The sequence below is a fragment of the Actibacterium sp. D185-2 genome (assembly GCF_054954595.1).
This window is the reverse complement of record NZ_JBPWNX010000003.1, coordinates 199,307-219,484: the sequence shown is the minus strand read 5'-3', so window position 1 is coordinate 219,484 and position 20,178 is coordinate 199,307. Positions and strand designations below refer to the sequence as shown.

18 protein-coding genes are annotated in these 20,178 nt (G+C 66.3%); 9 read left to right on the top strand and 9 right to left on the bottom strand.

Annotated elements, in window-relative coordinates; translation table 11 throughout:
* Nucleotides 1–47 precede the first annotated feature (47 nt).
* Nucleotides 48–1,280 carry an MFS transporter gene (locus ACSR1C_RS07680; protein ID WP_460258757.1) on the bottom strand — a complete coding sequence of 411 codons (1,233 nt, stop codon included), beginning with the start codon at nt 1,278–1,280 and terminating at the stop codon, nt 48–50.
* Between the two features lie 130 nt (nt 1,281–1,410).
* Here ACSR1C_RS07680 and ACSR1C_RS07675 point away from each other — a divergent pair, with 130 nt between their 5' ends.
* The 4 genes from ACSR1C_RS07675 to ACSR1C_RS07660 all read left to right on the top strand — a co-directional run bounded on the left by ACSR1C_RS07675 (nt 1,411) and on the right by ACSR1C_RS07660 (nt 4,234).
* The gene (locus ACSR1C_RS07675) at nt 1,411–2,472 is read left to right on the top strand and encodes a YeeE/YedE family protein (RefSeq protein WP_460258949.1); all 1,062 of its coding nucleotides are present in this window, start codon (nt 1,411–1,413) and stop codon (nt 2,470–2,472) included.
* A 118-nt stretch (nt 2,473–2,590) separates the two neighbouring features.
* Entirely contained in the window at nt 2,591–2,968 is a 378-nt protein-coding gene (locus ACSR1C_RS07670) for a COG4315 family predicted lipoprotein (protein WP_460258758.1), read from the top strand.
* Between the two features lie 7 nt (nt 2,969–2,975).
* Entirely contained in the window at nt 2,976–3,485 is a 510-nt protein-coding gene (locus ACSR1C_RS07665) for a sigma-70 family RNA polymerase sigma factor (protein ID WP_460258759.1), read from the top strand.
* Nucleotides 3,482–4,234 carry an anti-sigma factor family protein gene (locus ACSR1C_RS07660; RefSeq protein ID WP_460258760.1) on the top strand — a complete coding sequence of 251 codons (753 nt, stop codon included), beginning with the start codon at nt 3,482–3,484 and terminating at the stop codon, nt 4,232–4,234. The genes ACSR1C_RS07665 and ACSR1C_RS07660 overlap by 4 nt, the downstream gene beginning before the upstream one ends.
* 3 nt (nt 4,235–4,237) lie before the next feature.
* Here the strand turns inward: ACSR1C_RS07660 and ACSR1C_RS07655 are convergent, their stop codons facing one another.
* A complete protein-coding gene (locus tag ACSR1C_RS07655; protein ID WP_460258761.1) occupies nt 4,238–6,430 on the bottom strand; it encodes a primosomal protein N' in 2,193 nt (730 codons plus the stop codon).
* A 90-nt stretch (nt 6,431–6,520) separates the two neighbouring features.
* Here ACSR1C_RS07655 and fsa point away from each other — a divergent pair, with 90 nt between their 5' ends.
* The 4 genes from fsa to ACSR1C_RS07635 all read left to right on the top strand — a co-directional run bounded on the left by fsa (nt 6,521) and on the right by ACSR1C_RS07635 (nt 10,017).
* A complete protein-coding gene (fsa, locus tag ACSR1C_RS07650) occupies nt 6,521–7,174 on the top strand; it encodes a fructose-6-phosphate aldolase (RefSeq protein WP_460258762.1) in 654 nt (217 codons plus the stop codon).
* A 41-nt stretch (nt 7,175–7,215) separates the two neighbouring features.
* Nucleotides 7,216–7,923: a DUF484 family protein gene (locus ACSR1C_RS07645; RefSeq protein ID WP_460258763.1), complete on the top strand. Its 708-nt coding sequence runs from the start codon at nt 7,216–7,218 to the stop codon at nt 7,921–7,923.
* Complete coding sequence (locus tag ACSR1C_RS07640; RefSeq protein ID WP_460258950.1) at nt 7,923–8,843, top strand: tyrosine recombinase XerC; 921 nt, start codon at nt 7,923–7,925, stop codon at nt 8,841–8,843. The genes ACSR1C_RS07645 and ACSR1C_RS07640 overlap by 1 nt, the downstream gene beginning before the upstream one ends.
* A 79-nt stretch (nt 8,844–8,922) precedes the next feature.
* Nucleotides 8,923–10,017, top strand: coding sequence for an Acg family FMN-binding oxidoreductase (locus ACSR1C_RS07635; protein WP_460258764.1), 1,095 nt, complete (start codon nt 8,923–8,925; stop codon nt 10,015–10,017).
* Nucleotides 10,018–10,049: 32 nt separating this feature from the next.
* On the opposite strand, the gene ileS is transcribed toward ACSR1C_RS07635, so the two are convergent.
* The 3 genes from ileS to ACSR1C_RS07620 form a co-directional block, all read right to left on the bottom strand.
* Nucleotides 10,050–12,986, bottom strand: coding sequence for an isoleucine--tRNA ligase (ileS, locus tag ACSR1C_RS07630; protein WP_460258765.1), 2,937 nt, complete (start codon nt 12,984–12,986; stop codon nt 10,050–10,052).
* 187 nt (nt 12,987–13,173) lie between these two features.
* Nucleotides 13,174–14,175, bottom strand: a complete 1,002-nt coding sequence (locus tag ACSR1C_RS07625; RefSeq protein ID WP_460258766.1) for a YcjF family protein — start codon at nt 14,173–14,175, stop codon at nt 13,174–13,176.
* Nucleotides 14,172–15,590 (bottom strand): YcjX family GTP-binding protein, encoded by a 1,419-nt coding sequence (locus ACSR1C_RS07620; protein WP_460258767.1) that lies wholly within the window; start codon nt 15,588–15,590, stop codon nt 14,172–14,174. The genes ACSR1C_RS07625 and ACSR1C_RS07620 overlap by 4 nt, the downstream gene beginning before the upstream one ends.
* 101 nt (nt 15,591–15,691) lie before the next feature.
* Between ACSR1C_RS07620 and truA the strand changes: the two genes are divergently transcribed.
* Nucleotides 15,692–16,459, top strand: a complete 768-nt coding sequence (gene truA / locus ACSR1C_RS07615; RefSeq protein WP_460258768.1) for a tRNA pseudouridine(38-40) synthase TruA — start codon at nt 15,692–15,694, stop codon at nt 16,457–16,459.
* Here the strand turns inward: truA and ACSR1C_RS07610 are convergent.
* Genes ACSR1C_RS07610 through ACSR1C_RS07595 form a run of 4 tightly spaced genes read right to left on the bottom strand, consistent with a single transcriptional unit; the run spans nt 16,435 to nt 20,152 of the window.
* Nucleotides 16,435–17,115, bottom strand: coding sequence for an aspartate/glutamate racemase family protein (locus ACSR1C_RS07610; protein ID WP_460258769.1), 681 nt, complete (start codon nt 17,113–17,115; stop codon nt 16,435–16,437). The two genes, truA and ACSR1C_RS07610, sit on opposite strands and share 25 nt — an antisense overlap.
* 5 nt (nt 17,116–17,120) lie before the next feature.
* Nucleotides 17,121–17,960: an ABC transporter permease gene (locus ACSR1C_RS07605; RefSeq protein ID WP_460258770.1), complete on the bottom strand. Its 840-nt coding sequence runs from the start codon at nt 17,958–17,960 to the stop codon at nt 17,121–17,123.
* Nucleotide 17,961: 1 nt separating this feature from the next.
* Nucleotides 17,962–18,825 (bottom strand): ABC transporter permease, encoded by an 864-nt coding sequence (locus ACSR1C_RS07600; protein WP_460258771.1) that lies wholly within the window; start codon nt 18,823–18,825, stop codon nt 17,962–17,964.
* 55 nt (nt 18,826–18,880) lie between these two features.
* On the bottom strand, nt 18,881–20,152 hold the full coding sequence (locus tag ACSR1C_RS07595; RefSeq protein WP_460258772.1) for an ABC transporter substrate-binding protein: 1,272 nt from the start codon (nt 20,150–20,152) through the stop codon (nt 18,881–18,883).
* Nucleotides 20,153–20,178 lie beyond the last annotated feature (26 nt).

Sequence of the window (20,178 nt, the reverse complement as noted above, 5' to 3'; positions counted from 1 at the left end):
TCCGTTTCGCGAATCCTTAACAAATATATGCTGCCTGTGCAGAAAATCTACTCTGCCGGGGCCGGAACAAAGCGCGCGAAGATCGTCTCGTTGCCCGGTTCGGGGTGGCGCGGGATCATCAGCGCCAGCATCAGCGACAGCGCCGCCATCCCCGCCGCCAGCCCGAACACCGCACCGGGTGCCGCGATCCACAGATAGCCCAGCCCGGCGGGCAGGAACACCGCCGCAATATGGTTGATGGTAAAGGCCACGGCGGCGGTGGGGGCGATGTCGCCCGGATCGGCGATTTTCTGGAAATAGGTCTTCAGCGCGAAGGCCAGCGCGAAAAACAGATGGTCGATCACATAAAGCGTGGCGGCCAGCACCACGCCCCAGCCGAAATAATAGATCCCGCCATAGGCCAGGAACACCGCGATCAGCCCGATATATTCGAAGGCCAGCGCGCGGCGTTCGCCCCATTTCGCCACCGCGCGGCCCATCAGCGGCGCGAAGATCATGTTGGCCACGAAGTTGATCAGGAACAGCGCTGTGATCTCATCCACCTCGAACCCGAACCGCTCGACCATCATGAAGGCCGCGAACACCACAAAGATCTGGCGCCGCGCGCCGGCCATGAATTGCAGCGCGTAATACAGCCAGTAGCGGCGGCGCAGGATGAATTTCTTGACCTGCGGATGGGGGGATTCGAATTGCGGATAGGCCAGCAGGCAGAACACCGCCACCGCCACGGTAAAGCCGCCCGACACCAGATAGACGAAGTTATAGGACAGATCGAACGCCTTCCAGCCCACAACCAGCAGCCCGTAAGCCACCAGCGACGCCCCCGATCCCACCGCGACCAGCCAGCCCAGCACCTGCGGCGCCCGCGCGCGTTCGATCCACTGCAATTGCAGCGACTGGTTGACGGTCTCGTAATAATGAAACCCGATCGAGCTGAGCATGGTCACGGTCAGCAGCCCGGCGAAAGACGGAAACCACGCCGTCACCGCCGTGGCCGCCCCCAGCATCAGCAGCGCCACCAGCCCCAGCACCTGCTCGCGGATGAACATGATCAGCGCGATGACACCCACGGCCAGAAAGCCGGGAATTTCGCGTACCGAGTGCAGCCAGCCGATTTCGACCCCGGTGAAACCCGCGACCTCGATCACGAAATTGTTCAGCAGCGCCGACCAGGTGGCAAAGGCCACCGGCATCGCCATCGCCGTCAGCACAAGCAGAACCACCGGCCGCCGCCAGCGGGGCAGGGTCTGGGCATCTGCAAGGGAAATCGGACGCGACATAGGTCTGCGATAATCCGATCCGCAAGGCTTGGCGAGGGCAAAAGCGCGGGCGGCCCTGATCTGGATCAAGGAAATTTCACCCCGCCTGCGGCAGATATATTCGAATTTGAACATACCTGGGTAAGGCATGATGGATATCCTGAATCTGGTGGAATGGGTCGGCGAGGCCCGCACCGCCGCCCTTTTCGGCCTGATCACTGGCATCGTCTTTGGCGTGGCGGCGCAGCGATCCTCGTTCTGCCTGCGCGCTGCGACGGTGGAATTCGCCCGTGGCCGGCTGGGGCCGCGCATGTCGGTGTGGCTGCTGACCTTTTCCACCGCCGTGGTCTGGGTGCAGGGGGCGCAGATGCTGGGGCTGATGCGGGCCGAAGACGCGCGGATGATGGCGGTGACCGGGTCATGGTCGGGTGCGGTGATCGGCGGGCTGATCTTCGGCGTGGGCATGGTTCTGGCGCGCGGCTGTTCGGGGCGGCTTTTGGTGCTGGCGGCCACGGGCAACCTGCGCGCGGTCGTGTCGGGGCTGATCTTTGCGGTGGTGGCGCAGATGAGCCTGCATGGCTGGATGTCGCCCCTGCGCAACTGGCTGGCGGGGCTTTGGGTCACGCCGGGCGGGCGCAACGTCAACCTGCTGGAAGCCAGCAGGCTGCCCGACGGCAGCGGGCTGGTGCTGGGTTTGGTGCTGGCGCTGATGGCCTTGTGGTTTTCGCACCGCAATAAGATCGGCGTGCGCACCCTGGTCTTCGCCTCGGGCGTGGGTTTTGCCGTCGCGGTCGGCTGGGTGCTGACCTTCGGGCTGGCGCAGGTCAGCTTTGATCCGGTGCAGATCGAAAGCGCCACCTTCACCGGCCCCTCGGCCAATACGCTGATGTTCTTTCTGGTCAGCAACCCGGTGCTGGAATTCGACATCGGCCTGGTGCCCGGCGTGTTCATCGGCGCCTTCCTGGCCTCTGCCCTGGCGGGCGAGCTGAGGTTTCAGGGCTTTCAGGATGCCGACAACATGAAGCGCGCGATGCTGGGGGCGGCGTTCATGGGGTTCGGCGGGATGCTGGCGGGCGGCTGTGCGATCGGCGCGGGCGTCACGGGCGGGTCGATCTTCGCGGGCACCGCGTGGCTGGCGCTGTTTTGCATGTGGGTCGGCGCGGTCCTTACCGATTTCGTGGTCGATCAGCCCGGCCTGCGCGCGGCGGCCTGACCCCGCTGACGAAACCGTGATCCGAACTGCGGGATTATGCGCGCCGGTTTTGCGTCATTCAGGACAGGTGTTGCCGCAACGGCGCGCCCGAACCGACCCAACAATTCGGAGCCTGATCATGAAACCCACCCTTCTGGCGCTTGCCGCCGCCCTGTCGCTGTCGGCCACCGCCGCCCTGTCGGCCACCGCGATCCAGACCGGCGAAAGCGCCGCCGGCCCCGTCCTGACCGATGGCAACGGCATGACGCTGTACACCTTCGACAAGGACACCCCCGCCGTGTCGAACTGCTATGATGACTGCGCCGCCCTGTGGCCCCCGCTGGAAGCCGGCGCCAAGGCCCGCCCGCAGGGCGAATTCGGCATCGTCCTGCGCAGCGACGGCGCGCGGCAATGGGCCTTCAAGGGCCAGCCGCTGTATCTGTGGGTCAAGGACGGCGCGCCGGGCGACATCACCGGCGACGGCGTCAAGGGTGTGTGGCACCTGGCCAAGCCCTGAGCCCGCCATGCCCCTTCTGGACGAGATCGAGGCCAATATCCCCGCCCTGCGCCGCTATGCGCGCGGGCTGACCGGCGACCGGGACACGGCCGACGATCTGGTCCAGGACTGTCTGGAACGGGCCGTCGCCAAGCGCCATCTGTGGCGCCGCGACGGGCCGGTCCGAGCCTGGCTGTTCCGCATCCTGCTGAACCGCCACCGCGACACGCTGCGCCGCCGCCCCCGTCAACTGGTGGCGGTGGCGGATCTGGCCACCGAACCCGCCCGCCCCGGCGGGCAGGAGGCCCACATGGCCCTGAGCGAGGTGCAGACCGCCATCGCCACCCTGCCCGTCGACCAGCGCGAAGCCCTGTTGCTGGTGGCGCTGGAGGGCATGAGTTTCGACGAGGCCGCCAGGACCCTTGGCATTCCCACCGGCACGCTGATGTCGCGGCTGGGCCGGGCCCGTGAAAAACTGCGCGTCATGACTGGGCGCGAGCGCCCCGCGCGACCGACACCCGAAAGGCGAAATCCATGACCCCGATCCCCGAAGAGCAGCTGCTGGCCTATTTCGAAGGCGCCCTGCCGCCCGACGCGGCGCGGGCGCTGGCCGCCCGGCTGCCCGGCGATCCCGAGGCGCAGGCGCTGTTGAAAACATGGGCACGTCAGAACGCCGTTCTCGGTGCGCTTTACGCCCCGGTGGCCGACGAACCCGTGCCCGACCGCCTGCTGGCCGTTACCCGGTCGCGGCCCACACGGACCGGGGGCGCGCCGCCGCTGTTGCGCATCGCCGCGATGCTGGCTTTGCTGGCGGTGGGCGGTGCGGGTGGTTGGCTGGCCGCCGATCTGCGCCCCGCCGCGCCGCGCGCACTGGCCGATGCCGCCATCGCCGCGCATGAAACCTATGTGGTCGAGGTCGCCCACCCGATCGAGGTCGGCGCCGATCAGGCCACGCATCTGACCGGCTGGGTGTCCAAGCGTCTGGGCCACAGCATCGCGCCGCCCGATTTCGCGGCCCTTGGCTTTCGCCTGATGGGCGGGCGGGTGCTGCCCGGCGATACCGGCGCGGCGGCGCTGTTCATGTATGAGGATGACCAGGGCCGCCGGGTCACGCTGTATGTCGCGCCCGAAACCGGCGGCGCGCAAACCGCATTTCAGTTCGCCGACCAGGGCGGGGTGCAAAGCTTCTACTGGATGGACGGGGCGCTGAACTATGCCGTTGTCGGCGACATCCCGCGCGACGCGCTGCGCCGGATCGCGCTGGCCGCCTATGATCAGTTGATCTGAGCCCTAATAGAAACTCTGCGGATCGATATCGATCTGCAACCGGACATTCGCGGGCAGCTTGACCTGCGCCGCCCAGGCCCGCAGCGCCGCCTGCAACGGCGCGCCCTTGTCGGCCTTGATCAGCAGGCGCACCCGATGACGCCCCCTGATCCGGGCGATCGGCGCCGGGGCCGGGCCGAACAGCTGCGCCCCGATCCGGCGCAGGGGCGCATCCATCCGCGCCAGCGCGCCGCCCAGATCGAACACCTGCTGCGCGTCCGGCCCGCTTAGAATGATTCCCGCCATCCGGCCATAAGGCGGCACGCCGGCGGCGCGTCTCTCGTCCGCTTCGGCGCGCCAGAAGCCTTCCTCGTCGCCGCTCAGGATCGCGCGGATCACCGGGTGCTCGGGCTGAAAACTCTGCAGCAGGGCGACGCCCGGCCGCTCCGCCCGCCCCGCGCGCCCGGCCACCTGCCGCATCAGCTGAAACGTGCGCTCGGCCGCGCGCAGATCGGACCCCTGCAACCCCAGGTCCGCGTCGATCACACCAACCAGCGTCAGCAACGGAAAGTTATGCCCCTTGGCCACCAGTTGGGTACCGATGATGATATCCGCCGCCCCCGCCGCGATTGCCTCGATCTGCTCCTTCAGCGCGCGGGCCGAGGCATACAGATCGGACGACAGCACCGCCACGCGGGCCTGCGGAAACAGCGCCGCTACCTCTTCGGCCAGCCGCTCGACCCCCGGCCCGACGGGCGCCAGCCGGTCCTCGGCCCCGCAGGACGGGCAGGTCTGCGGGATCGGTTTGGTTTCGCCGCATTGATGGCAGACCAGCCGCTTTTGAAACCGGTGCTCGACCATCCGCGCGTCGCAATGATCACAGCCGATCTGATGGCCGCAGGCCCGGCAGATCGTCACCGGGGCATAGCCGCGCCGGTTGATGAACAAAAGCGCCTGCTCGCCCGCCGCCAACCGGGCCTGCACCGCGCGCGCCATGGCGGGGGACACCCACCGATCCCCCGGCAGATCCTCTTCGCGCATGTCGATCGCGCGCATTTCCGGCAGTTCGGCCGCGCCGAACCGGGCGGCCAGATCCAGCCGCCGGTATTTGCCCGCCTCGGCATTGGCCCAGCTTTCAAGCGATGGCGTGGCCGAGGCCAGCACCACCTGCGCCGAACACAGCGACGCGCGCAGCACCGCCATGTCGCGGGCGTTATACAACACGCCCTCCTCCTGTTTATAGGAAGTATCATGTTCCTCATCGACCACGATCAGCCCCAGATCGCGATAGGGCAGAAACAGCGCCGACCGTGCCCCCACGACCAGTTGCGCCCCGCCCTGCCCGGCCATCTTCCAGCAGCGCCGCCGCTCGGTCATCGTCACGCCGGAATGCCACTCGGCGGGTTTGGCGCCGAACCGCGCCTCGACCCGGGTCAGAAACCCGGCGGTCAGCGCAATCTCGGGCAGCAGCACCAACGCCTGCCGCCCCTGCGCCAGACATTCGGCCACCGCTTCCAGATAGACCTCGGTCTTGCCCGATCCGGTGACGCCTTTCAGCAGCGTGGTGCCATACGCGCCCGACGCCACCGCGCCACGCAGCACCTGTGCCGCCGCCGCCTGATCGCCGGTCAGCACATGCCCTGGCAAGGCGGGGTCGAGGCGCGGATAGGGCATATCGCGCGGCGCGTCCTCTTCGATCACCACACCCTGCTTGACCAACCCCTTGACCACGGAATGCGACACGCCCGCCGTTTCGGCCAACTCGCCCAGGGTAAAGGCCAGCCCGCCATAGGCGCCCAACGCCGCCAGAACCCGGCGCCGCGCGTCGGTTTCGCGGTCCGGGCTGCCCTGGCCCAGCCGGTACACCTTGCGCATCGCCGCGGCCCCGCCCAGCCCCGGCGCACGGGTGGCCAGCCGCAGCATGGCCGGCATCGGGGTCAGGGTATAATCGGCGGCGCGGGTCAGAAAGGCGCGCATGTCGGCGCGCATCGGTGCGGCATCCAGCACCCGGATCACCGCGCGCACCTTGGCCAGATCATAGCCGCCTTCGCCCGGTCCCCAGACCACGCCCAGCACCTTGCGCGGGCCCAGCGGCACCTCGACGAAAGCGCCGGTATGGCAGCCGCCTTCGGGCGCGCGGTAATCCAGCGCGCGGTCCAGCGGCTGCGCGGTCAGCACCGCCACCAGCGCGCCTTCGTCAAAGAACTGATCCGTCATACGCCCCGCCGCCATTCAATGGGTTTCAGCCTGCCCGCCCATCCTGTATCAGAGGCGCAAATCAGGGCACAAACCCGCAGGAGGAACCCCATGAAATTCTTTGTCGATACCGCCGATGTAGATGCAATCGCCGAACTTAACGAGCTGGGCATGGTCGATGGCGTGACCACCAACCCCTCGATCATCCTGAAATCCGGCCGTGACATCCTGGAGGTCACCAAGGAAATCTGCGATCTGGTCGACGGCCCGGTTTCGGCCGAGGTGGTCGCCACCGGCGCCGACGACATGATCGCCGAGGGCCGCAAGCTGGCCCAGATCGCCGAAAACATCTGCATCAAGGTGCCGCTCACCTGGGACGGGCTGAAGGCCTGCAAGGTGCTGTCGGACGAGGGCAACAAGCTGAACGTGACGCTGTGTTTCTCGGCCAACCAGGCGCTGCTGGCGGCCAAGGCGGGCGCGACGTTCATTTCGCCGTTTATCGGGCGTCTGGATGACATCAACCTCGATGGAATGGATCTGATCGCCGACATTCGCACGATCTATGACAATTACGATTTTCAGACCCAGATTTTGGCCGCCTCGATCCGCACGGTCAACCACATGAAGGACGCAGCCCTGATCGGCGCCGATGTGGCCACCGCGCCGCCCGCCGTGATCAAGGCCATGGCCAATCACGTGCTGACCGACAAGGGGCTGGAGACGTTCCTGAAGGATTGGGCAAAAACGGGGCAGAAAATCCTCTGACTTTCGTGTAAGGTCGGCGAAAAAGACGACATGAGGCAGATATGAGCGGCACAGCCCTGACCGAAAGCGACCTGCGTGACAAGATCATCGCGGATCCCGATGTGATCCTCGACGACCGCGATCTGATGCGCGCGCTGGTGGCGGCCAACGAAAAGGGGCTGGGCAGCAATATCATCGACCTGCGCGGCATCGCGATGGAACGTCTTGAGGCGCGGCTGGAACGGCTGGAAGATACCCACCGTTCCGTCATCGCCGCCGCCTATGACAACCTCGCGGGCACCAATCGGGTGCATCGCGCGATTCTGAAACTGCTCGACCCGACCGAGTTCGAGGGGTTCCTGCGCGTCCTGGGTGATGAGGTCGCCGATATCCTGCGCATCGATTGCATCCGGCTGGTGCTGGAAACGGCCCAAAGCGACAGCGACCCGGCGGTGAAACGGCTGGGCGACGTCCTGTGCGTGGCCGAGCCGGGCTATATCGACCGCTATCTGACCATGGGACGCGACACCAGCGCGCGGACCGTGACCCTGCGCCAGATGCAGCCGCAGGATGAACGCATCTATGGCGAGGCCGCGGGCTGGGTCCATTCCGAGGCGCTGCTGAAACTCAATTTCGGCGAAGGGCGGTTGCCCGGCCTGCTGGCGATGGGCGCCGAGGATCCGCATCAGTTCTCGCCCAGTCAGGGCACCGACCTGCTTGCCTTCTTCGCCGGGGTGTTCGAACGGGCAATGCGCCGCTGGCTGTCGTGATCTGCGCGCTCTCGCCCGCCGCAGCCGATGCGCTGGACCGCTGGCTGGAGCATGAAAAGGCGCTGAACGGCGCCGCTGCCAACACACTGAAGGCCTACCGCACCGACGTGATGGGCTTTCTGTCTTTTCTGAGCCTTCATTTCGGCGAGGCCCAGGGCCTGGCGCCGCTGGCCGGTGTCGGCATCCGCGACATGCGCGCCTGGATGGCGCATGAGCGCGGGCGCGGGGTTGCGGCGCGGTCGCTGGCGCGGGCGCTGTCGGCGGTCAAAAGCTTTTATCGCTGGCTGGCCGAACGGCAGGGTTTCGACCCCACCGCCGTTCTGTCGACCCGCGCGCCGAAGTTTCAGAAGAAACTGCCGCGTCCACTGGCCGAAGATGCCGCGCGCGCGATGATCGACACGGTCGAGCTGCAATCGCTCAAGGGCTGGGTCGGGGCGCGGGACGTGGCGGTGCTGACCCTGCTTTACGGCTGCGGCCTGCGGATATCAGAGGCGCTGGGGCTGACGGGCCGCGACGCGCCGCTGCCGCAGGTCCTGCGGATCCGGGGCAAGGGCGGCAAGGAGCGGCTGGTGCCGGTGCTGCCGGTCGCGCGCGATGCGGTCGAGGACTATCGCGCGCTGTGCCCGCATGATCTGACGCCAGACGCACCGTTGTTTCGCGGCGCCCGCGGCGGCGCGCTGAACCCGCGGCTGATTTCGGGCGCGATGGCGTCGGCGCGGATGCAGCTTGGCCTGCCCGCGACCGCCACGCCGCACGCGATGCGCCACAGCTTTGCCACCCACCTGCTAAGCGCGGGCGGCGATCTGCGCGCGATCCAGGAACTTCTGGGCCACAGTTCGCTGTCGACGACGCAGACCTATACCGCCGTCGATACCGCGCATCTGATGGAAGCCTATGAAAAGGCGCATCCCAAAACATAGCGGATTTGCGACGGATCAAGGCGGATCGCCCGCCGTTGCCCCAAGACTTTCCCGGCAGAAGCTAAGCGCGGGGAAGGCCATGCCGATTTCACGACGTGCACTGATCGGTGGGGGTGTGGTGCTGGCGGCAGGCGGGATCGCCTGGCGGGACTGGCGCCGGGGCCTGCACATCTATCACGCCACCGTCGCGCATCAGCGCGCGCGCCTGCCCGCCCCTGCCGGGCCGCACGACCTGATCCGCTATGCCACGCTGGCCGCCAGCGGTCACAACGCCCAGCCCTGGCGCTTTTCCGTCAACGGGGGGGATGGCTTAGATATCCGCCCTGATTTCTCGCGCCGCACAAGCGTGGTGGACCCTGATGACCACCACCTGTACGCCAGCCTTGGCTGCGCCGTGGAAAACCTCAGCCTCGCCGCGATGGCCTGCGGGAAATCCGGCGCGCATATCTTTGAAACCGTTGCGGACGGGGGATATATCAAGGTCAGCCTGCAAAAGGATGCCGCGCGCGCCGGTGCGCTGTTCGACGCGATCCCGCATCGCCAAAGCACCCGTACCGATTTCGATGGCGCGCCGATTGAGCCCGTGCTTGTGGACCGGATGAAAGCAGCGGCCGCGCATCATGGGGTCGAAGCGATCTATCTGTCAGAGCAGGCCGCAAAGGACGACCTGCTGGCGCTGATCGTTGCCGGAAACACCACCCAGATGACCGATCCTGCCTTCATGCGCGAGCTTCGCACCTGGATCCGGTTCAGCCCCCGCAATGCGGTGCAGCGCGGCGACGGCCTGTTCGCACGCTCCACCGGCAGCCCGGCCATTCCGGAATGGTTCGGCACGATGATTTTCGATCTGGCGGTCAGGGCAAAGAGCGAGAACGCGAAATACGTGCGCCAGATCCGCAGTTCCGCCGGTCTGTTCGTGCTTGTGGCACCCACCGACACCCCCGAAGGCTGGGTGAAGGCGGGGCAGGCCTGTCAGCGCCTGGCGCTTCAGGCCACGGCGGACGGGCTGAAACACGCCTTCCTCAATCAGGCGGTAGAGGTGCCGCAGATGCGGCGCGAATTACAGGGCCTGCTGGGGTTGGGCGACCGGCGCCCCAATCTGGTGATGCGCGTCGGACGCGGGCCCAGGATGCCCGCGTCCTTGCGCCGACCGATCGCGCAGGTGATCGCATAGCGCGGCTTTGTCCGCGCTCCGCCCCCGCCGCTTCAGCCCAGCGCGTCGTTGCAGCGCCCGCAAACGTCCGCATGCTTGTGCGTTCCCACACCCGGCAGGATTTTCCAACAGCGCTGACACTTCTCGCCATCGGCCTTTTCGAACACCACGCCCATGCCCTCGACCTCGGGCATCCGGAAGGCCTCGTTCGGGCTGGGATCGCCGGTCAGAACCACATCCGAGGTGATACAGATATCGGCGAAATCCACCGATTTCAGCGCCTTGAGCACATCCGCATCCGCCACATGCACCACCGGCGCGGCCTCCAGGCTGGCGCCGATCACCTTGTCCCGGCGCTGCACCTCCAGCGCCGCCGTCACCACCCGGCGCGCCTGTCGGATACCGGCCCATTTCGCGGCCAGCGTATCGTCCTGCCAATCGGCGGGCGTGTCGGGAAGATCGATCAGATGGACCGAGCTGTCATCGCCCGGGAAGCGTTCCAGCCAGACCTCTTCCATGGTGAACACCAGCACCGGCGCCAGCCATGTGGTCAGGCGGTGAAACAGGATATCCAGAACGGTCCGCGCTGAACGGCGTTCAAGACTGTCGTCGCCATCGCAATACAGCGCGTCCTTGCGGATGTCGAAATAGAAACTCGACAGCTCGACCGTGGCGAAGTTGAACAGCGCCTGGAACACACCCTGGAAATCATAGGCGGCATAGCCCGCGCGCACGCGCTGATCCAGTTCGGCCAGCCGGTGCAGCACCCAACGCTCCAGTTCCGGCATCTGCGCCGGGTCCACCCGTTCCGCTTCGGAAAAGCCCGCCAGATTGCCCAGCAGGAAGCGCATCGTGTTGCGCAGCCGGCGATAGCTGTCGGCCACGCCTTTCAGGATTTCCGGCCCGATCCGCTGATCGGCGGTATAGTCGGTCTGCGCCACCCAAAGCCGCAGGATATCGGCACCATATTGTTTGACCACTTCCTCCGGCACGATCGTGTTGCCGATGGATTTGGACATCTTGATGCCCTTCTCATCCAGCGTGAACCCGTGGGTCAGCACCCCGCGATACGGCGCGCGGCCCTTGGTGCCGCAGGCCTGAAGCATCGAGGAATGGAACCAGCCGCGATGCTGGTCGGTACCTTCGAGATAGAGATCGGCAATACCGTCTTCCGCGCCGTCGGGCCGGTCGCGCAGCACGAACGCATGGGTCGAGCCGGAGTCGAACCACACATCCAGAATGTCGGTCACCTGCTCATAGTCATCCGGGTTCACCGCATCGCCAAGGAACCGTTCCTTCGCGCCGTCCTTGTACCAGGCATCCGCGCCCTCGGCCTCGAACGCGGCGACGATGCGGGCGTTGACCGCCGGGTCGCGCAGCAGGAAATCGGCATCGGTCGGCAATGCGCCCTTCTTGACAAAACAGGTCAGCGGCACGCCCCAGGCGCGCTGACGCGACAGCACCCAGTCGGGCCGGTTCTCGATCATCGAGTAAAGCCGGTTGCGCCCGGTCTTCGGCGTCCAGGTCACCAACTGGTCGATCGAGGTCAGCGCGCGCTGCCGGATCGTGGTGCCATAGGTATCCTGCCCGTCGTCCACCGGCCGGTCGATGGCGGCGAACCATTGCGGCGTGTTGCGATAGATGACCGGGGCCTTGGAGCGCCAGCTGTGCGGATAGCTGTGCTTGATCTTGCCGCGCGCCAGCAGCCCGCCCACCTCGGCCAGCTTGTCGATCACCGCCTTGTTGGCGTCGCCCTCCTTGCCGTTGGACTTGAGGATGCGCTTGCCGCCGAAGAACGGCAGATCGGCGCGGAAAGAACCATCGTCCATCACGTTATAGGTGATGACCTGCGGCAGCATGCCCAGATCGCGGTAAAGCTCGTATTCCTCCATCCCGTGGCTGGGCGCGCAATGAACGAATCCGGTGCCTTCTTCGTCGGTCACGAAATCCGCGGCGCGGAAATCGCGCGGCTCGTCCCACTCGCCGTTCGAGCCTTCGGCGCCCGCCAGCGGGTGTCCCAGCGACAGGCCCGCCAGTTCCCGTGCCGGCACGTCGCGGACGCGGGTCCACATCTCGTCCGACAGACGCGCGCGGGTAAAGACATCGGCGGCCAGCTTGTCGGCCAGGATGAACCTGTCTCCCGGCTTGGCCCAGCATTCCTCGGGCGTGTCGGTAACCTCGTAAAGCCCGTAGGCATAGTCCGCGCCATAGACGACCGCCTTGTTGGACGGGATCGTCCAGGGCGTGGTGGTCCAGATCACGACGCTGGCGCCCACGAGGTCAGAGGTGTCGGCGACCGTAGCGGTGTTGGACGGGCCAGAGGCCACGCGGAACTTCACCCAAATCGTGAAGCTTTCCTTGTCGTGATATTCGACCTCCGCCTCGGCCAGCGCGGTCTCCTCGATGGGCGACCACATCACCGGCTTTGACCCCTGATACAGCGTCCCGTTCATCAGGAATTTCATGAACTCCTCGGCGATCACCGCCTCGGCGTGGAAATTCATGGTCAGATAGGGATCGGCCCAGTTGCCCGTTACACCCAGACGCTTGAACTCCTCGCGCTGGATATCCACCCAGCCCTCGGCGAACTTCCGGCATTCCTGACGGAAGTCGACCACCGGAACCGCATCCTTGTTGCGGCCCTTCTTGCGGTACTGTTCCTCGATCTTCCATTCGATCGGCAGCCCGTGGCAATCCCAGCCCGGCACATAGCGCACATCGCGACCCATCATCTGCTGGGACCGCACCACCATATCCTTGAGGATCTTGTTCAGCGCGTGGCCGATATGCAGGTGGCCGTTCGCATAGGGCGGGCCGTCATGCAGGATGAATGGCGTGCGGCCCTGCTTTTCGCGCAGGCGGTCGTAAACCCCGATCTCGGCCCAGCGGGCCAGCCATTCCGGCTCGCGCTTGGGCAGGCCCGCGCGCATCGGGAATTCGGTTTCGGGCAGGTTCAGCGTGTCTTTATAGTCAGGCGTGTCGGCACACATCGGTCGTGGTCCTTCAGGGAGTGTTCGAATGCAGGATTGGGGCGGCGCGAGGGCTCAAACGCCTTGTCCCGGCGGCTCATGTATCAGAGCGCCGGGCCGGTAATTCGAATGATGATGGTCAGCCAATGCATCATGGGCAGGCTTATAGGCCGCCCGGGATGGCCCGTAAAGGGAGCGCGCGACCGGATCAGCCGTCGCTGCCGAACAGCCCGGTCAGCGCCCGCTTCACCAGCGCCGTGACCGAAGGGCGCCTTGCCTGCACGAAGGGCAGCGGGCGGCACACCTCGATCGCGGCAACGCCAACGCGGGCGGTCAGCGCGCCGTTCACCACGCCCTCGCCGAACCGGCGCGAGATTTTGGACAGAACCCCACCGCCCGCAACGCTGCCCAGCATGTCGTCGCCCATCGCCACCGCCCCGGTGGCCACCAGATGGGTCATCACCGCCCGCAACAGCCGCCAACTGCCCAGCGTGCCCGCGCGGCCGCCGTAAATCTCGGCGATGCGCCGGATCATCCGTATATTCGCGGTCAGCGCCGCGAACAGATCGGCCAGCGCCAGCGGCACCAGCGCCGTCACCAGCGCCACCTGCCGCGCGGCGGCCTCGACCTCGCGCGTGGCGGCGATGTCCAGCGGCGCCAGCAGCTCGGCCTCGGCCAGGGCCAGCAGCCCGTCAGCATCGAACAGATCGCCCTTGCGCTCGTCCAGCCGCTGACGACCCCAGGCCAGATCGTCACGCCCGTCGTAAAGCGCCTCCAGCCGCGCGGTCACCTTCTGCGCGGCGGCCAGATCCTCGGTTGCGATCGCCGCCAGCGCCGCCTTATGCACCCCGTCCAGACGCTGCAGCCGGGCAAAGCCCGCCAGTTCGCGCAGCGCCACCAGCAACAGCGCCAGCCCGACCGCCACGATCAGGCCCAGCGCCACCGTGCCCAGCACCGTATTGCGGGTCAGCAGCCCGGTCACGAAATCCCAGGCCGTGACCGAGGCGATGAAACCGACCAGCGCCAGCAGCGCGCTCCAGAAAAACCGGCCCAGCCGCGACGCCGGGCGCGCGGCCAGAACCGCCATGGTCTGCATCGCGCGGCCGGTGGGCACATCCGGTGCGGGTTCGGGCACCGGCGGGGCGGTGGCCGGGGTCTCGGCGCGGCGGTCCGCGCCTTCCAGATCGATCAGCACGGGGCCCTGGGTCATCGCAAGCGGTCTCCGATCAGAAATTCCATCGCCTTGTCGAGCCGGATATGCGGCGGCCCCTCGCCCGGTTTCAAGGTCAGCTTCGCGGGCGCGAAGCGCATGATCCGATAATCGGCGTCCAGCCATTTGTCCTGCCCCGCGCGGGCGGGCGACAGGATGCGCGCCGGATCCTCGGGCAGCATGCCGGGATAGAACGCCGCCTGCTTGCCGCTGTCCAGCAGGGTCCCGCGCACGCAATCCAGCATCTTGCCGTCATGTTCCAGCGTTTCCTCGACCGTGGCGCGCAGCGCGGCGATCGACATGGCCGCCGTGCGGGCACCGGCGAAATCGGCGCGGTCCTTGGCGTCGCGCACCAGCGCCCCCATGATCGCGGTCAGGCGCGGGTGCTGGCTATGGTGCAGATGGTCGGCCTTGGTGGCGGCGAACAGGATCTTTTCCACCCGCCGGCCCAGCACGAGCTGTGACAGCCAGGCATTGCGGCCGGGCCGGAACGCGCCCAGAATATCGGCCATGGCGCGGCGCAGAACCTCGACCGCCTGCGGGCCCGCATGGATCGCGCCCAGCGCGTCCACCAACACGACCTGCCGGTCGATCCGGGCGAAATGGCTGCGAAAGAAGGGTTTGACCACCTCGCGCTTATAGGCCTCGTACCGGCGCTCCATCTCGCGCCAGAGCGAGCCGCGCGCGGCGTGGTCGGGTTTGGGCAGCGGCGCGAAGGTCAGCACGGGCGAGCCCGCCAATTCGCCGGGCAGCAGGAAGCGTCCCGGCGTGCAGTCGGAAAACCCGGCCTCGCGCGCGGCAAGCAGATAGGCGGTGAAATCGGCGGCCAGCGCCTTGGCCACGGGTTCCTGCAGCTTTTCGCCGCCTGTCGTGCAGCTTAGCGCCGCGCGGAAGGTGGCCGCCGCCGGGCGCGCAGCGGCACGCTCCAGCGTCTCGGCCGACCAGGTGGCATAGTCCTTGTCCAGCAGCCCCAGATCCAGCAGCCATTCGCCGGGGTAATCGACGATATCCAGATGCACCGTGCGCGGCCCCGACACCGCCCCCAGCAACCCGCCCGGCTGCACCTTCAGCGACAGCCGCAGTTCCGACACCGCGCGGGTGCTGTCGGGCCAGTGCGGCGCATCGCCGGTCAGCGCCGCCAGATGGGTTTCATAATCGAACCGCGGCACGGTGTCGTCGGGCTGCGGTTGCAGATAGGCGGTGCGGATCGCGCCGCTGGCCGCCGCCGCAAGCTGCGGCATCCGGCCCCGGTCCATCAGATTGGCCACCAGCGAGGTGATGAACACCGTCTTGCCCGCGCGCGACAGCCCGGTCACGCCGACGCGGATCACCGGCTCGAACAGGGCGCCGGTCACGGCATGGCCCACCCCCTCGACCCTGCGCGCGACGCCGTCTGCGATATTGCCTAAGCCCACTGCCGCCTCGTTCGTTGTTCACCCCAAGATAGGCATACCCGCGCGATTTCGCCAGCGGCGATGCGATTGCCAAGCCGCGCTTTGCACGCTAACCGGGGGCCATGCCCCGCTATGCGCTGAAAATCGAATATGACGGCGCGCCCTTCGCCGGGTGGCAGCGCCAGGCCGACCTGCCCACGGTGCAGGGTGCGGTCGAGGCCGCCCTGGCAAAGCTGGAGCCGGGGCCGCATACCATCGCCGCCGCCGGGCGGACGGATGCGGGGGTACATGCGCTGGGTCAGGTGGCCCATTGCGACATGGTCAAGGACTGGGACGCCTTTCGCCTGTCAGAGGCGCTGAACTATCACCTGAAACCACAGCCGGTGGCGATCCTGACCGCCGCACGGGTCAGCGATGAGTTTCACGCCCGCTTTTCCGCGCTGGAACGGCAATACCTGTTTCGCCTGATTTCACGGCGCGCGCCGGTCACGCATGAGCGCGGCAAGGTCTGGCAGGTGCAGCATCCGCTGGCGCTGGAACCGATGCAGCAGGCCGCGCGGCATCTGCTGGGCCGGCATGATTTCACCACCTTCCGCGCCGCGCTGTGTCAGGCGGCATCCCCCGTCAAGACGCTGGACGAATTGCGGATCGAGGCGTTCGACATCCCGCATGGGCGCGAGTTCCGGTTCCACGTCCGCGCCCGCAGTTTCCTGCACAACCAGGTCCGCAGCTTCGTCGGCACGCTGGAACGGGTCGGCGCCGGCGCCTGGGCGCCCGAGGATGTGGCCCACGCGCTGGCGGCCCGCGACCGCGCCGCCTGTGGCCCGGTCTGCCCGCCGCAGGGGCTCTATCTGGCACGGGTGGGCTATCCGGCCGATCCCTTCGCCTGAGCGCTGCCGCCTGTCGCGCTCAGCGCCTGGGCCAGGGCCGCCGCCGCCGCGACCCCGTCGATCACCCGCACCGGCAGTTGCGCCCGGGCCTGCGCCAGAAGGCCGACCATACCCGCACAGCCCAGAATGACCGCGCCGATATCGTCCTCGGCCACGGCGCGGCGCATCTCGGCCAGTACGGTGTCGCAGGCCGCGTCCGGGGCCTGTTCCAGCGCCAACACGGGCACCCCGCTGGCGCGCACCCGCACCAGACTGCCACCGCAGCCATAGCTGCGCAGATTGCGTTCCAGAATCGGCACCGATATCTCCAGCGTGGTCACGACCGAAAACCGCGGGCTGGCAAGAGCCGCCAAATGGCAGGCCGCCTGCCCGACCCCGATCACCGGACAGGCGGCGCGGGCGCGGGCCTGATCCAGACCGATATCGTCAAAGCACCCGATGATGATCGCCGTGGCCCCCTGCGCCGAAGCCTGGTCAACCAGGTCCAGCAGCGGCGGCACGGCGCGCGCGCCGTCTTCGGGGCCCTGAATGGCGGGTGGCCCGGCCTGCGATGTCCATCCCTCGAACCGGGCGCGCGGCACCGCCGCACGGGCGGCGGCCAGCATCGCCCCGGTCATCGCCGCGGTGCTGTTGGGGTTGATGATGACGATGGTCATGCGGGTCAGACCATGCCCTTGCCCGCGTCCGACCCGGCCCGCGCCCGACGCTTCGTGGCGATCAGCGCGGTCAGCAGAAACACCCCGATGATCAGCAGCGAAAACACCGTGGTCAAAGTGCCAAGCGCATACAGCACCGGCGAGGTCACATTGGTGGTCATGCCGTAAATTTCCAGCGGAAGGGTGTTATAGCTGCCCGCCGTCAGCAGGGTGCGGGCGAATTCGTCGTAAGACAGGGTAAACCCGAACAGCGCCACCCCGATCAGCGATGGCGCAATGATCGGCAGCACCACATGGCGCAGGGTCTGCCAGGCTGTCGCGCCCTGATCGCGGGCGGCTTCCTCATAGCTTTTGTCGAACCGGTTGAAGACCGCGAACATGATCAACAGGCCAAAGGGCAGCGTCCAGGTCAGCTGCGCGCCGAAGCCCGAGGTGGACCAGTGCACATTCAGCCCGAGCTGCGAAAAGATCAGCCCGACACCAAGCGAGATCAGGATCGACGGGATCACCAGCGCGGTGATGATCAGATAGAACACCACGTTCGACCCCGGAAAGCGTTTGCGAAACGCCAGCCCGCCCATCACCGACACCACTACCGTGGTCACCATCACCATCAGCCCCAGCACCAGGCTGCGCGCGAACGAGCCCCAGATATCGCCCACGGCCTGCTGCTCGAACAGGTCAAAGAACCAGTGCAGGGAGGTGCCGTTCATCGGAAAGGTCAGCCCGCCCTGCGGCCCCTGAAACGACAATATGGCGATGGTCAGGGTGGGGCCGTAGAGAAACAGCAAAAACAGCGCGAAAAAGGCGGCAAGCACGTAAAAGCTGCGGGGGCGCTTTTCCATCTCAAAGCTCCTTTCGGATATCGACGAAGCGCAGCAATATGCCGATCATGATCAGCACGGTCAGCAGCAGCACCACCGCCGTGGCCGCCGCCGAGGGGTATTGCAGCAGCGCGATGTCATTGGAAATCAGCCGCCCGACATTGGCCGACTGGCTGCCCGACATGAAACGCACGGTGATGAAATCGCCCATCACCAACGTCACGACGAAGATGGTGCCGATCATGATGCCCGGCTTGGACAGCGGGATGATGACGTTCCACAGGATCTGCGCGCCGGTGGCGCCCGCGTCGCGCGCGGCCTCGATCAGGGATTTGTCGATGCGCATCATCGTGTTGAAGATCGGCACCACCATGAACAGCGTGTAAAGATGCACGAAGGCCAGGATCACCGCGAAATCGGAATAAAGCAGCCAGTCCAGCGGCGCGTCGATCACCCCGGCCGAGATCAGCGCCGAATTGGCGATGCCGTTGCGCCCCAGAAACGGGATCCACGAAATCATGCGGATGATGTTCGAGGTCCAGAACGGGATCGTGCACAGCAGGAACAGCGCGATCTGCCAGGTCTGTGTGCGAACGTGGAACGCCAGAAAATACGCCACGGTAAACCCGATCAGCAGGGTGCAGACCCAGGTTATGGCCGCGTATTTGAACGTATTCAGGAACACCTTGTAGGTGACATGCGAGCCGAAGAGGAACTCGTAATTCTCGAAATCAAATGCCGGGACGATGGAAAACTCCGTCGCCTGCCAGAAGCTGACGATCACGATCATCACGATCGGCAGGATCAGAAACAGGCCCAGAACCAGCGTGAGCGGAGAGGCCATGAGCCATCCCGAAACGGCCGGACGCGACAGAAATCTTTGCATGGGATCATCCTGGGGGGGGATCGGGGGCGCCATGCGGGCGCCCCCGGTTGTGAGATCAGGCCGCGATGAACTCGTTCCATTTGCGGACCATATACTGGTTCTCGTCCATCACCGAGTTCCAGCAGGCCACGGCGCCCATCCGGTCATAGAACGAGCCGCCGTCGCGCACCGCGCCGGCCTTTTCCATCACCTGGCCGAACGGGTTGGTGATTTCGCCCTCGGCCGGCTTGCCCTCGAACCAGAAGCCCCACTCGTCGGCGGTCATGTAGTTCTTGGAGGTTTCAGGCACGGCCGAATAATAGCCCTGACGCATCAGGAAGCCGCCGACCCAGCCGTCGAGATACCAGTTGATGTATTCATAGGCCGCTTCCAGCTCGAGCCCGGTCAGGTTCTTCGACAGGCCGATGCCGCCGCCCCAGCTGCGATAGCCTTCCTTCAGCGGCTGATAGACACACGGGATGCCCTTGGATTTCACCGCCGTGATCGCGGGCGACCACATCGACTGGATCACCACCTCGCCCGATGCCATCAGGTTCACGCTTTCGTCGAAGCTTTTCCAGAAGGCGCGAAACTGGCCGGCCTTCTTGGCCTCGGTGAAGATCGCCATGGTCTTGTCGATCTCTTCGCGGGTCATGTTGCCCTTGTCGCCATAGGCGATCTCGCCCATCGCTTCGCAGACCATCGCGGCGTCCATGATCCCGATCGAGGAGATGTCGAGGATGCTGGCCTTGCCCTTGAATTCGGGGTTCAGCAGTTCGGTCCAGGATTCAATCGGGCGGCCGATCAGATCGGGGCGGATGCCCAGCGTGTCGGCGTTGTAGATCGTCGGGATCAGCGTCATCCAGCCGCTTTCCTCCTGCACGAAATCGGTGCCGTCCGGACCCGAGGTGAAGCCCACGGTATGCGGCGCGGTGCCTTGGGCGATCACGCTGTCGGGGGTCAGCTTGCCCGACCGGAAGGTGCCCACGATCTTGTCGTAATTCTTGATCTTGCTGGTATCCATCGCCTGCAGGTTGCCGGTCGGCCAGACCTTCTTGCAGATCCAGTATTCGATATCGGCGATGTCGAAGCTTTTGGGCTGGGTCGCGGCGCGCTGGGTCACGCTGTCGGAATCGAGCGCGGTCATTTCCAGCGTGAAGCCCAGGTCTTCCTTTACCTTGTTTGCCACCTCGTTGAGGTTGGACACCCCGGTGCCGAACTGGCGCAGCGTCACATCCTTGATGTTCTGCGCCCAGATCATCGGCGCGCCCAGCGTGCTGGCGCCCACCGCGGTTGCGGCCCCTTTCAGCAGGCTGCGGCGGCTTAGTGTCCCTGTTGTCTTTGTCATTGATCTCTCCTTGTTGAACTTGGTTG

What these genes read in the sequence shown, in the direction of transcription:
- ACSR1C_RS07675 (WP_460258949.1), top strand. Translation starts at nt 1,411, where the DNA reads ATGGATATCCTGAATCTGGTGGAATGGGTCGGCGAGGCCCGCACCGCC.
- ACSR1C_RS07595 (WP_460258772.1), bottom strand. Translation starts at nt 20,152, where the DNA reads ATGACAAAGACAACAGGGACACTAAGCCGCCGCAGCCTGCTGAAAGGG.
- ACSR1C_RS07600 (WP_460258771.1), bottom strand. Translation starts at nt 18,825, where the DNA reads ATGCAAAGATTTCTGTCGCGTCCGGCCGTTTCGGGATGGCTCATGGCC.
- truA (WP_460258768.1), top strand. Translation starts at nt 15,692, where the DNA reads ATGCCCCGCTATGCGCTGAAAATCGAATATGACGGCGCGCCCTTCGCC.
- ACSR1C_RS07625 (WP_460258766.1), bottom strand. Translation starts at nt 14,175, where the DNA reads ATGACCCAGGGCCCCGTGCTGATCGATCTGGAAGGCGCGGACCGCCGC.
- ACSR1C_RS07645 (WP_460258763.1), top strand. Translation starts at nt 7,216, where the DNA reads ATGAGCGGCACAGCCCTGACCGAAAGCGACCTGCGTGACAAGATCATC.
- ileS (WP_460258765.1), bottom strand. Translation starts at nt 12,986, where the DNA reads ATGTGTGCCGACACGCCTGACTATAAAGACACGCTGAACCTGCCCGAA.
- fsa (WP_460258762.1), top strand. Translation starts at nt 6,521, where the DNA reads ATGAAATTCTTTGTCGATACCGCCGATGTAGATGCAATCGCCGAACTT.
- ACSR1C_RS07680 (WP_460258757.1), bottom strand. Translation starts at nt 1,280, where the DNA reads ATGTCGCGTCCGATTTCCCTTGCAGATGCCCAGACCCTGCCCCGCTGG.
- ACSR1C_RS07665 (WP_460258759.1), top strand. Translation starts at nt 2,976, where the DNA reads ATGCCCCTTCTGGACGAGATCGAGGCCAATATCCCCGCCCTGCGCCGC.
- ACSR1C_RS07670 (WP_460258758.1), top strand. Translation starts at nt 2,591, where the DNA reads ATGAAACCCACCCTTCTGGCGCTTGCCGCCGCCCTGTCGCTGTCGGCC.
- ACSR1C_RS07655 (WP_460258761.1), bottom strand. Translation starts at nt 6,430, where the DNA reads ATGACGGATCAGTTCTTTGACGAAGGCGCGCTGGTGGCGGTGCTGACC.
- ACSR1C_RS07605 (WP_460258770.1), bottom strand. Translation starts at nt 17,960, where the DNA reads ATGGAAAAGCGCCCCCGCAGCTTTTACGTGCTTGCCGCCTTTTTCGCG.
- ACSR1C_RS07610 (WP_460258769.1), bottom strand. Translation starts at nt 17,115, where the DNA reads ATGACCATCGTCATCATCAACCCCAACAGCACCGCGGCGATGACCGGG.
- ACSR1C_RS07660 (WP_460258760.1), top strand. Translation starts at nt 3,482, where the DNA reads ATGACCCCGATCCCCGAAGAGCAGCTGCTGGCCTATTTCGAAGGCGCC.
- ACSR1C_RS07635 (WP_460258764.1), top strand. Translation starts at nt 8,923, where the DNA reads ATGCCGATTTCACGACGTGCACTGATCGGTGGGGGTGTGGTGCTGGCG.